Origin of the sequence: Mixta sp. Marseille-Q2659, assembly GCF_940807255.1 — a bacterium.
Classification (GTDB): Bacteria; Pseudomonadota; Gammaproteobacteria; order Enterobacterales; family Enterobacteriaceae; genus Mixta.
Genome location: NZ_CALNWY010000008.1, coordinates 39216 through 51427, shown reverse-complemented (window position 1 = coordinate 51427; position 12212 = coordinate 39216). Strand labels below are relative to the sequence as shown.

10 protein-coding genes are annotated in these 12212 nt (G+C 53.5%); 1 reads left to right on the top strand and 9 read right to left on the bottom strand.

Annotated features, from left to right (window positions below):
- Window positions 1-2: 2 nt before the first annotated feature.
- Window positions 3-941 carry a bifunctional riboflavin kinase/FAD synthetase gene (gene ribF, locus P3C52_RS08185; RefSeq protein ID WP_275554525.1) on the bottom strand — a complete coding sequence of 313 codons (939 nt, stop codon included), beginning with the start codon at window positions 939-941 and terminating at the stop codon, window positions 3-5.
- A gap of 317 nt (window positions 942-1258) precedes the next feature.
- On the opposite strand from ribF, the gene rpsT reads away from it, so the two are divergent.
- Window positions 1259-1522 (top strand): 30S ribosomal protein S20, encoded by a 264-nt coding sequence (gene rpsT / locus P3C52_RS08180; protein WP_038628374.1) that lies wholly within the window; start codon window positions 1259-1261, stop codon window positions 1520-1522.
- 62 nt (window positions 1523-1584) lie between these two features.
- Here rpsT and P3C52_RS08175 read toward each other — a convergent pair whose 3' ends face one another.
- The 8 genes from P3C52_RS08175 to tal all read right to left on the bottom strand — a co-directional run bounded on the left by P3C52_RS08175 (window position 1585) and on the right by tal (window position 12025).
- On the bottom strand, window positions 1585-2925 hold the full coding sequence (locus tag P3C52_RS08175; RefSeq protein ID WP_275554524.1) for a hypothetical protein: 1341 nt from the start codon (window positions 2923-2925) through the stop codon (window positions 1585-1587).
- 323 nt (window positions 2926-3248) lie between these two features.
- Entirely contained in the window at window positions 3249-4139 is an 891-nt protein-coding gene (nhaR, locus tag P3C52_RS08170; protein ID WP_275554523.1) for a transcriptional activator NhaR, read from the bottom strand.
- A gap of 42 nt (window positions 4140-4181) precedes the next feature.
- On the bottom strand, window positions 4182-5333 hold the full coding sequence (gene nhaA, locus P3C52_RS08165; protein WP_275554522.1) for a Na+/H+ antiporter NhaA: 1152 nt from the start codon (window positions 5331-5333) through the stop codon (window positions 4182-4184).
- A gap of 229 nt (window positions 5334-5562) precedes the next feature.
- A complete protein-coding gene (dnaJ, locus tag P3C52_RS08160; RefSeq protein WP_275554521.1) occupies window positions 5563-6702 on the bottom strand; it encodes a molecular chaperone DnaJ in 1140 nt (379 codons plus the stop codon).
- 108 nt (window positions 6703-6810) lie between these two features.
- Window positions 6811-8715: a molecular chaperone DnaK gene (gene dnaK / locus P3C52_RS08155; protein ID WP_275554520.1), complete on the bottom strand. Its 1905-nt coding sequence runs from the start codon at window positions 8713-8715 to the stop codon at window positions 6811-6813.
- Between the two features lie 207 nt (window positions 8716-8922).
- Window positions 8923-10224 carry an MFS transporter gene (locus P3C52_RS08150; protein ID WP_275554599.1) on the bottom strand — a complete coding sequence of 434 codons (1302 nt, stop codon included), beginning with the start codon at window positions 10222-10224 and terminating at the stop codon, window positions 8923-8925.
- 127 nt (window positions 10225-10351) lie between these two features.
- The gene (gene mog / locus P3C52_RS08145; protein WP_275554519.1) at window positions 10352-10939 is read right to left on the bottom strand and encodes a molybdopterin adenylyltransferase; all 588 of its coding nucleotides are present in this window, start codon (window positions 10937-10939) and stop codon (window positions 10352-10354) included.
- 132 nt (window positions 10940-11071) lie between these two features.
- Window positions 11072-12025, bottom strand: coding sequence for a transaldolase (gene tal / locus P3C52_RS08140; RefSeq protein ID WP_275554518.1), 954 nt, complete (start codon window positions 12023-12025; stop codon window positions 11072-11074).
- Window positions 12026-12212: the final 187 nt, after the last annotated feature.

Below are 12212 nucleotides of genomic sequence, written 5' to 3'. Positions count from 1 at the left end.
TGTTACACCGGTGTTTTAAGCCCAAAGAATTCGCGGGCAGTCACCACATCTTTAGCAATTTGCTCTTTTAGCGCATCCAGCGAGGGAAAACGCTGCTCGTTACGTATTTTTTGGCGCAGCACCACATCGACATGACGCCCGTACATATCCATCGTGACATCCAGCAGATGTACTTCAAGCTGCTGGCGCAGGCCTGCTACCGTTGGCCGCGTACCAATATTAGCCACGCCGGGCAGAGGCTGTTCGCTAAGTCCATGGACCTCGACGGCATAAACGCCTTTAACCGGCGAGACAATGCGCCGTAGCAGAATGTTAGCCGTAGGAAAACCGATGGTGCGGCCCAGCGCATCGCCATGTACGACGCGCCCGGAAAGGGTAAACGGATGCCCCAGTAGCGACTGTGCCAGCGTCAGATCGTCATTCGCCAGCGCCTGGCGGATAGCCGTGCTGCTGATACGTTTACCGCCTTCACTGAAGGTTTGGGTGCTAATGACATCAAAGCCATACTCCTCACCCGCCTTCTGTAATAACAGGAAATCCCCTTCGCGACCAGCGCCGAAACGGAAATCATCGCCCACGGCGAGAAAACGTACGCCGAGCCGGTCAACCAGCAGATCGTTAACGAAGCTCTGCGCGCTGACGGCGGCAAAGCGCCGATCGAAACGCACGCACAGTACGGCATCAACGCCAGCCTGCGCCAAATATTTCAGTTTATCACGCAGGCGCGTCAGGCGCGCAGGCGCTTTATCCGCTGCAAACAGCTCCAGCGGCTGCGGCTCAAACAGCATGACCACAACCGGCAGGCCGCGCTGCCGTCCCTCTTCGCACAGGCGAGCCAGCAGCGCCTGATGGCCGCGATGCACTCCATCGAAATTGCCGATAGTCAGCACACAACCGTCAGGCTGCGTACGGAGATTATGAATGCCGCGTATAAACTTCATGGCTGACTCAAGTTAGTGGAAATCGGCGGATTATACCTTGTACAACCGGCAAGGTTAACCCATCATGGCCCCTTTCCCGCTTTCGGATAACGATTTCCTTGTCGTAAAGAATATGCGCGGGCGCCGTTGCTTTTTTTCTTGCGAAATACTGTATTCAGGGAAGGGAAACTGGTAGAATCTTGCGCCATCAATTACGTAACCGGGCGTTGTTTGTAAAACGGCGCTTATTTGCACAAATCCATTGACAAAATAAGGCGTAAAAGGCATAGTCCTCGGCCTTTGATTTGTCCGTATAGAACATATTTGGGAGTTGGACCTTGGCTAATATCAAATCAGCTAAGAAACGCGCCGTAACATCTGAGAAACGTCGCAAGCATAACGCAAGCCGTCGTTCCATGATGCGTACTTTCATCAAGAAAGTATACGCAGCAGTTGAAGCTGGCGATAAAGAAGCTGCACAGAAAGCATTTAACGAAATGCAACCGATCGTGGACCGTCAGGCTGCTAAAGGTCTGATCCACAAAAACAAAGCTGCACGTCATAAAGCTAACCTGACTGCACAGATCAACAAACTGGCTTAATCGCCACTTGTTAATCAGCTTTGAAAGAACCGGCCAGTGGCCGGTTTTTTTTCGCCCTGATTTCAGGAGTCCCAGATAGCGCCGTAGGCGGCTATGCCCTGCGCTTCACATCCTTCCACCACATAATCGGTTAGCGGACGGTTGGCGATACAGATCACCGCTTCTGCATTAATCTCTTTGACCTTCTGGCAGGCCAGTAATAGCAGGTCGGGCTTACCATGCGCATCGGTATCCCAGATCAGCACGCCCGGATGCGCCGCGATAATTTCATTAACGAACGCTTCGCCATAGGTGACTACCGGATTACGCGTCGACCAGATCAGCTTGCAGGGACGCGGATTATTCACCAGATGCGGCAACAGCGGCCCGATGCCGCTCCCCGTCGCCACATAAACCACCGACTTAAAAATCTTATTCATACTGCCGACACCCGGTGTCGGAATACCTTTAAACCAGACGTGCGAAGGTGGATTATCAATAAACCGGCCAGTCCAGTCGCCAGCGCGCGAGATCAGCATGCGACAGCCAGGGCGGGTAACCAGCGGAATATTGGCGAAAGCGTGCCATTCCGCCAGCGGATCCAGGCTAATCGCCAGCGTTGAGCCGGGAAACGGATCCTGCGGCAAAGCGAATTCGATAATCGCCGCATGGGAAGAAGGACGCGTAACCTTAATCGCCACGCGCCGTAAACGCAGCCAGGGCAGCAAAATGCTACAGGTAATGGTCAGCAGTCCCCAAAAGGCGAACGCATGGCTGAGATGTTGCCAGCGCCATTCGCCATGATGGCTGTCGCGGACGAACCATAAAACCTGGAGCCAGGAGAGCGCAAGCGAACTCCAGCCAGCATAGCGGTGCATATGTTCAAACAGATTATGGTAACGCCGCCTGACCTGTGGCAGCGCCGTCAGGCAAATGGCAGCCAATAGCGCTACCAACACCGTATTGACCGTCAGCAGCTGCGTCGACAGTCCACCCTGCGCCTGCTGTTGATAAAACGCAGCCAGCGTAAATAGCAGCAGCCAGACAGCGCTGAACATGGCACAGCCGGAATGCAAACCGCCAAAATGGTAAACCTTCGCCAGATGGCGACGCAGCTTTAGCGGCCAGCTTACCGGAGTACGCCAAACCAGCCGAAACAGGCCATTAATAAGATACTGTTGACGAATGAGTACGGTGATGCAGAGATTAGCGATAACCATATTGCCGAAATTTCCCAGGGAAATATGATTTTCATCCCACCAGCTGCCGCTGGCGAACGCCCAGCTCAGGATCGATAAATTGATCATGCTGACCGTAATAAACAACATTTGGTAATGAGATAAAACAGGTGAAGAAAATTGCTGTGTTAATCCCGGATGGGAAACGTGTAATACCGACGCCGTTTTATTTTTTTCGTTCTGCATACTTCACTCCTGAGATGACCTTATTCCGTCCGTTGGATGGACGTCATAGCACCGCCGTCAGCGCGCCGGGGGGGTATGGGGTCCTCAAGGTTGTTAATTGACAGCACGTAGCGTAAAGAAAGGTAAAATGGCAGTAAATGGGAAACGGAAAAATGAGACTTTTGCCTAATAGCGCGAAATTAAAATAAATCCTTTAATTCAGCACCGACTCCATTAATAACTGGATCGGCCAACAACAATAAATAATGCTGCTGGCTTTATTGAATCAATGGAAAAAATAATAAGGGCGTAAAAACAGGGCCAGCTTATTTATAATTTTTTAATTACTCAGCAAATAAAGCAGCAAAATTATGGTTGCAGATGCGCTGTACCGCCGGATGCTGGATCATCCGCTCAGCAAAGATGACATAATACTCTTCTTTCACCTCTTCCAGCCTGCCGACTTCCTTAATGGCACCGTCGTTATAGATCTCCTGTCCATACAGCGACGGCGCGACAAAAATAGCATGGTTAGCGGCACCGAAGGCTTTCATCAACGCGGCGTCATCAAACTCGCCGAGGATTTCCACCTGCAGCTGTTGACTGCTTAACCAACGTTGTAGCTGGCGGCCTAACATGGAACGACGACCCGGAATCAGCAGTTTTCGTTCTTCCAGGCAGGCAGGAAATGCCTTTTGCGGCAACGGCGGCGTACACCAGAAGCTGACACCGCATTCGCCCAGCTTCACCGAAAACAGCCCTTCCTGCTGGGTGGAATCGACCGGACAATCGGACAAAATCATATCCAGCTTGTGCTGGCTCAGCTGTTCCAGCAACATTTCATGGGTGGATTCAAAACAACGCAAATGGATGCGCTCGTCATCCTGTACCGCCGTCTCCAGTATCTTGCTCACCAGCCGCTTCGACAACGCATCCGCGACGCCAACGTCAAACAGCAGGTGCGACTCCTTACGATAGTTAACGATGTCCATCATCTCCTGGCTCAGCGTGAACATGCGATCGGCGTAACGGAACACCAGCTGCCCCAACTCTGTCGGCACGACGCCCCTGCCCTGACGCCGAAACAGTTTGCCCTGCAGCCGCTCTTCCAGCGCTTTAATCTGCCCGGTAATGGTTTGCGGCGTCAGAAAGAGCTTCTCCGCCGCATTAACAATGGAACCCTGCTTGCAGACATGCCAAAAGTAGTAGAGATGGTTGTAGTTAATATGCGACATGGCTCAGGCTCCTTCAGGCGTTAGTCGAATGGGCAGCGCAGGTTAGCTAAGTTTACAGCGCAGCAGCGCGTATCCTGCGACCGCCGACAGCAGCGAACCGCACAGGATACCCAGTTTTGCCAGTACGATAAGCTCAGCGCTAAGATCACCGTAAGCCAGCGACGCGATAAAAATCGACATCGTAAAGCCGATACCGCACAACACGCCAACCGCAGCAATATTGGTCATACTGGTGCCTTCCGGCAGCCGGGCGATGCCCATTTTAATTCCCAGCCAGCAGAACAGCGTAATGCCCAGCGGCTTACCGATAAAGAGCCCCAAAATAATCCCCAGCGGCAGCAAAGAGAACAGCGCATCAGCGGAAACGCCGGTCAGCGAAACGCCGGCATTGGCAAAAGCAAACAGCGGCAGAATAAACCAGGTCACCCATGGATGCAGGCCATGCTCCAGGTCTCTGGCGGGCGATTTACCCTCTTTCTCCGCGAGCGGAACAAAAAAGCCGACGATCACGCCAGCGAGCGTGGCATGGACGCCCGATTTCAGTACCGCAACCCACAGCACTACGCCCACCACCATATACAGCGAAGTACGACGAACATTAAAGTGATTGAATAGCGCCAGTACGATAATGGCGGCAGCGGCAACCGTCAGCGAAAGCAGGGAAAGATCGCTGGTATAGAACAGCGCAATAATCAGAATGGCGCCCAGATCGTCAATAATTGCCAGCGCCATTAGAAAGATCTTTAACGCTGGTGGCACCCGGCTTCCCAACAAAGCCAGCACGCCAAGCGCAAAGGCAATATCGGTTGCGGTCGGGATCGCCCAACCGCTACGGGTTGCCTCGTCGCCGCCGTTAAACAGCAGGAATATCAGGCCGGGCGCCAGCATGCCGCCCAATGCGGCAATCAGCGGAAATATCGCTTTATCGCGACTCGCCAGCGCACCCGATACCATTTCGCGCTTAACCTCCAGCCCGATGGCCAGAAAGAAAACCGCCATCAACGCATCGTTAATCCATAGCAGCAGATCTTTATCGATATGCAGATCGCCAAAGTGAAAGGCAACCGGCATCGCTAACAGCGAGGCATAGAATTGCTGAGTGGCATCGGCATTGGCCAGCAACATCGCCAGTGCTGCCGCCAGAATAAGAATAATGCCGCCTGAGGCTTCATTAGCTAAAAAACGCTTAATCATTATGTCCTCGCTACTTAAGAAAATTCCGTGTTAAAGACTAGCATACGCGTTTTAATAGCTCGGTAAAAACAGGTTATATGGCGTTTTCTATTCGTAAAAACCGAGGTTTGCCTTCCAGTATCCAGGTCAAAACGGCAGGTAAAGAGGAAAATATTCTTCAGAAATTGCGAAGGATTATGAGAAAAAAGGTAAAAAAACGCCCCGGAACGGGGCGTCTGGAGGAGCGCGATTAACGCGTTAAATCATCAAAAAATTTCTTTACGCCGTCGAAAAAGCTTTTCGAACGCGGGCTGTTTTTCTCTCCGCTGGGGCCGCCGAAACTCTCTTCCAGTTCACGCAGCAGCGATTTCTGTTTCTCGCTCAGGCTTACCGGCGTTTCCACCACGACACGGCATAGCAGGTCGCCCTGCGCCCCGCCGCGCACCGATTTAACGCCTTTGCCGCGCATACGGAACAGCTTGCCGGTTTGGGTTTCCGCCGGCACTTTCAGCTTCACGCGCCCATCAAGCGTCGGTACTTCAATTTCGCCGCCCAGCGCCGCCATCGCAAAGTTAATCGGCACTTCGCAGTAGAGGTTATTATCTTCACGTTCGAAGATCGGATGTTTTTTCACCGAAACCTGTACGTACAGATCGCCTGCTGGCGCACCATGCTCGCCCGCTTCGCCTTCGCCGCTGAGACGAATGCGATCGCCAGTGTCCACGCCTGCCGGGATTTTTACCGACAGCGTTTTTGATTTTTCTACGCGGCCATGTCCGTGACAGGCGTTGCAGGGATCTTTAATGACAGAGCCGCGACCATGACAGGTTGGACACGCCTGTTGTACGGTGAAAAAGCCCTGACGCATCTGTACCTGGCCTGCGCCGTGGCAGGTCGGACAGGTCTGCGGCTGGGTACCCGATTTTGCGCCGCTGCCGTGGCAAACGTCACACTCTTGCAGCGTCGGGATTCGGATCTCTTTGGTCACGCCGCGAACCGCTTCTTCGAGCGTCAGCTCCATGTTGTAGCGTAAATCAGCGCCACGGGCTGCGCGCTGCCGACGGCCGCCACCAAAAATGTCGCCAAAAACGTCGCCAAAAATATCACTAAAATCTGCACCGCCGCCAAAGCCGCCACCGAAGCCGCCGCCGCCCATGCCACCCTGTTCAAAGGCCGCATGACCATACTGATCGTAGGCAGCGCGTTTCTGCGCATCGGTCAGAATTTCATACGCTTCTTTAACTTCTTTGAATTTGGCTTCAGCTTCCTGGTCGCCCGGATTGCGGTCAGGATGGTATTTCATTGCCAGGCGTTTATAGGCCTTTTTGATTTCACGCTCATCCGCAGACTTTGGGACGCCTAAAATCTCGTAATAGTCTGTTTTCGCCATTGTTATATTTCCTGCCCTTAACATACATGCACGGGCGTGGAGAAACTCCTACGCCCGTGCTGGTTACCAGCGGTTGTCAGGGCAACCGCCGCGCCCGGTCAGGGGCAATTATTTTTTGTCTTTGACTTCTTCGAACTCAGCGTCGACCACGTCATCTTCTTTCTTCGCAGAAGCATCACCGGCGTCGGCTGGCTGGCCCTGCTGCTGAGCAAATTCCATCAGCTTGCCGGAAACCTGTACCAGCGCCTGAATCTTCGCCTCGATTTCCGCTTTGTCTTCGCCTTTCAGCGCGGCATTCAGGTCGTTAAGCGCAGATTCGATCGGTGCTTTGTCGTCTGCAGAAAGCTTATCTCCCGCTTCGTCCAGCTGTTTACGGGTGCTGTGGGCAATCTGGTCGCCCTGGTTGCGCGCCTGTACCAGCTCTTCGAATTTACGGTCAGCTTCCGCGTTCGCTTCCGCATCGCGTACCATTTTCGCGATTTCGTCTTCGTTCAGACCAGAAGACGCCTTGATGGTGATCTTCTGCTCTTTGCCTGAGTTTTTGTCTTTGGCGGAGACGTGCAGAATACCGTCGGCATCAATATCGAAGGTAACTTCGATCTGCGGCATACCGCGTGGCGCCGGCTGAATACCATCCAGGTTAAACTGACCCAGCGATTTGTTATCTGCTGCGCGTTTACGTTCACCCTGTAGCACATGGATCGTTACCGCAGACTGATTGTCTTCAGCGGTAGAGAAGACCTGGCTGTGCTTGGTCGGGATGGTGGTGTTTTTGTTAATCAGGGAGGTCATAACGCCGCCCATGGTTTCAATACCCAGCGACAGCGGCGTTACGTCCAGCAGCAGAACGTCTTTCACGTCGCCTGCCAGCACACCGCCCTGCACCGCAGCACCTACCGCAACCGCTTCATCAGGGTTTACGTCTTTACGCGGCTCTTTGCCAAAGAATTCGGCAACTTTCGCCTGCACCATTGGCATACGGGTCTGACCGCCAACCAGGATCACGTCGTTGATGTCAGATACGGACAGACCGGCATCCTGCAGTGCCACTTTCAGCGGCTCGATAGAACGGGCAACCAGATCTTCAACCAGTGATTCCAGTTTCGCACGGGTGACTTTAATGTTCAGGTGTTTCGGACCGGTTGCGTCCGCCGTGATGTACGGCAGGTTCACATCGGTCTGCTGAGCGGAAGAAAGCTCGATTTTCGCTTTCTCAGCCGCTTCTTTCAGGCGCTGCATCGCCAGCGGATCGTTGTGCAGATCGATGCCCTGATCTTTCTTGAATTCCGCAACCAGATAGTTAATCAGACGGCTGTCGAAGTCTTCACCACCCAGGTGGGTATCACCGTTGGTCGCCAGTACTTCGAAGGTTTTTTCACCGTCAACTTCATCGATTTCGATGATGGAAATATCGAACGTACCGCCGCCCAAGTCATATACCGCGATAGTACGGTTGCCCTGGCCTTTGTCCAGACCGTAAGCCAGCGCAGCAGCGGTCGGTTCGTTGATGATACGTTTTACTTCCAGACCGGCGATACGACCGGCGTCTTTGGTTGCCTGACGCTGCGCATCGTTAAAGTAAGCCGGTACGGTGATAACTGCTTCAGTTACCGGTTCGCCCAGGTAATCTTCCGCCGTTTTCTTCATTTTTTTCAGGACTTCCGCAGAGATCTGCGGCGGCGCCATTTTCTGGCCTTTTACGTCCAGCCAGGCATCGCCATTGTCGGACTGCGTGATTTTGTACGGCATGATTTTAATATCACGCTGTACTTCTTCGTCCTGGAAGCGACGGCCAATCAGGCGCTTGATTGCAAACAGGGTGTTTTGCGGGTTAGTCACGGCCTGACGTTTAGCAGGCTGACCGACCAGCGTTTCACCATCCTGGGTATATGCAATAATTGACGGCGTGGTGCGATCGCCTTCGGCATTTTCCAGCACGCGTGCTTTGGTGCCATCCATAATCGCAACACATGAGTTGGTTGTACCGAGGTCAATACCAATAATCTTACCCATCTAAACGTCTCCCACTTAAAAACGGTCTCAATTAGGGTTGTGAATCAGTTAATGCGGACGATTTGTTTATTTTCAACTGTCCGCCTGCGCGCTTTGCGCTTCACAACGCTGGATGCATTCAAAATGGGGCCGCTTCGCGGCGCATCAAGGGTTAAGTAAAAAAAAATTTTCGCGTCGCACCGATTGTCGTGCTTTTAATCAGTCCAGTCAGACATTCACCTGCCGTAACAGACTGCCGCGTCTTTCGGCACGGCTCAGCCACAGCCCAATAATTAAGCCGAGCAGCGCCAGCGCCAGCACATACCAGGCTGGCGCCAGCGGCGAGATCGCCATCAACAGCGTGACGCAAACCGGCGTCAGCCCACCGAAAATGGCGTAAGAGAGATTGTAAGAAAAGGAGATGCCGGTAAAACGTATCGCCGCCGGGAAAGCACGGACCATAATAAAAGGCACCACGCCTACCACGCCGACGCTGAAGCCCGCCAGCGCCCAGGTAACAAACAGCGCCGTAACCGAGCTGGCCGCACTGGTAAAGAAAATCCAGCTGCACAGCGCCAGCAGTAGCGAACCGCCGGTTAGCGTTTTCGCCGCGCCCAGCCGATCGACGCTTAAACCTGCAATAATGCAGCCCAACAGCAGCATAATGGTGGCCAGACTGTTGGCCTGCAAGGTGAGCGCAGCCGGTAGTGCATACTGTTTTTGCAACAGCGCCGGCGCCATCAAAATCACCACTACGATGCAGGCGGAAAGCAGCCAGGTCAGCAGCATGGAAATCCCTACTGCCCGCTTATGATTTCGCAGCACATCCCCCAGCGGCAGCGCGTCAGACAGCGCTTTGCGTGCCTGCAGCTCGCGGAAGACCGGCGTTTCGTGCAGCCAGCGGCGTAAATACATCGCCAGCAGGCCAAAGGCGCCGCCCAGAAAGAACGGAATGCGCCATCCGCCAGCGGCAATCGCCTGTGGCGAGAGCAGTGTATTGATGAGCATCGCCACCAGCGAACCCAGTAAAATACCAGCGGTCAGGCCAGCGGTTAGCGTACCGCAGGCGATGCCGATCCGTTTTTCAGGCACATGCTCCGCGACAAAGACCCAGGCGCCCGGCACCTCACCGCCAATGGCCGCGCCCTGAAGAATACGCAGCAGCAATAACAGCAACGGCGCCGTAATGCCGATCGCCTCGTAATCAGGCAGCGCGCCCATCGCCAGCGTCGGCAACGCCATCAACAGGATGCTCAGGCTGAACATTTTTTTGCGTCCAACCCGATCGCCAAAGTGCGCCATCACAATACCGCCCAGCGGACGTGCCAGATAACCGGCGGCGAAAATGCCGAAGGTTTGCAGCTGACGCAGCCAGTCAGGAATATCAGGCGGGAAGAAAAGTTCGCCAATCACCGCAGCGAAAAAAACGAAAATGATAAAATCGTAAAACTCCAGCGCGCCGCCGAGCGCAGCCAGCGATAACGTTTTGTAATCTTGCCGGTTAAGGCGACGATTTTGGGTTTGATTCATCATTAGCGTGGGATTCCAGAGGGAGAGAAAAGTACGACATATATTTGTGTAAAAGTGACGTTACTATAACGTCAACTTTTCTCTCCACTCCAGTGACGCTGGATCTTATTCCTGAGAAAGCGAATCTTCAGGAGTTTGTATCACGACGAGCGATTTTTGGACGAAAAGCTGCTACGACATCTGGGTTGGTTTCAATATAAGGCCCTTCCAGCAGTTGAATGCAGTAAGGTACGCTGGCGAAAATGCCATGTACCAGAACCTTGCCGCTTTCATCTTTCAGCCCTTCCAGCGTCTCTTTAATCGACTTTGGCTGGCCCGGCAGGTTAAGGATCAGCGACTGCTTGCGGATCACGCCAACCTGACGCGAAAGAATCGCCGTCGGCACAAATTGCAGGCTAATTTGCCGCATCTGCTCGCCAAAACCCGGCATAAGCCGATCGGCTACCGCCAGCGTCGCATCCGGCGTCACATCGCGCCGCGCCGGGCCGGTGCCGCCAGTGGTCAGCACCAGATGACAGAAACGTTCGTCCACCAGCTCACAAAGCGTCTCTTCAATCAGCGGCTGCTCATCCGGCACCAGCCGCGTTTCGATAACAAAGGGCGTCGTCAGTGCGGAAGCCAGCCAGCTTTCCAGCGCCGGAATGCCCTGATCCTGGTAAATGCCATTGGCGGCACGATCTGAAACAGAAATAAGTCCAATGCGTAACGTATTCATAATGGTTTTCATGACAGGTACTGTCGCCAGGCGAACAGTCAGGTTTGGGATGTCGGGAAGGATACTACAGGGCGGGAAAGGATGCCTAACCTGGACTGCCGCAGCCGGGTTTCCGGCTGCGGCAAAGAAGGATTACAGCAGATCCGCAATCATTTTTTCCAGCTTGCCCTGGTCAACCGCGAAGTTGCGGATGCCCTGCGCCAGTTTATCAACGGCCATCGGATCCTGGTTATGCTGCCACAGGAATTCCGCTTCGGTCATTTTCGCCGGACGCGCTTTAACTTCGCCGTTAAAGGAGAGTTTGCGTTCAACGGTGCCTTCGCTCTCTGCCAGTTCTTTCAGCAGCGCCGGAGAAATTGTCAGGCGATCGCAGCCTGCCAGCTCCAGGATTTCACCAACGTTACGGAAGCTGGCGCCCATCACCACGGTTTCGTAACCGTGCTGTTTGTAGTATTCGTAGATTTCGCTCACGGAAACTACGCCCGGATCTTCGTGCGGCGCGTACTCTTTCTTATCAGTATTCGCTTTATACCAGTCGAGGATACGGCCTACGAATGGAGAGATCAGATAAACGCCTGCTTCCGCACAGGCACGCGCCTGCGCAAAGGAGAACAGCAGCGTCAGGTTACAGTTGATGCCCTCTTTTTCCAGCTGTTCAGCGGCACGAATACCCTGCCAGGTTGAAGCCAGTTTGATCAGGATACGATCGTTGCTGATGCCGGCATCGTTATAGAGCTTAATCAGGCTACGCGCTTTGGCGATGCTCGCTTCGGTATCGTAAGAAAGACGCGCATCCACTTCGGTAGAGATACGGCCAGGGATCAGCTTCAGGATCTCCAGACCGATATTGACCGCCAGTTTGTCAGAAGCATACTGAATTTGTTCTTCTTTATTGCTGCTCTGCTGGCGCGCCCAGCCGATAGCTTCATCAATCAGCTTACGGTATTCCGGGATTTGTGCGGCGTTCAGGATCAGAGAAGGGTTAGTTGTAGCGTCCTGCGGCTGGTACAGCTTCATCGCGGCGATGTCGCCGGTATCAGCAACAACGGTGGTCAGCTGACGTAAAGAAGTAAGTTTGTCCGTCATGATGGGTTCTCTTGATATGTAACTTCAGGGGTAAAAGTCTGTTGCGATAATATCACGCGCGTTCGATCGCGCAATGCGTCGATGGTGCGAATCATTACGGTCAGGCCGATAGTAATGATTTGCCTGCGCAGCACGCTTTTTTGTTAAACTCGGCGGCTAAAATCGAGAAAAGAGAATTAAACCTGCG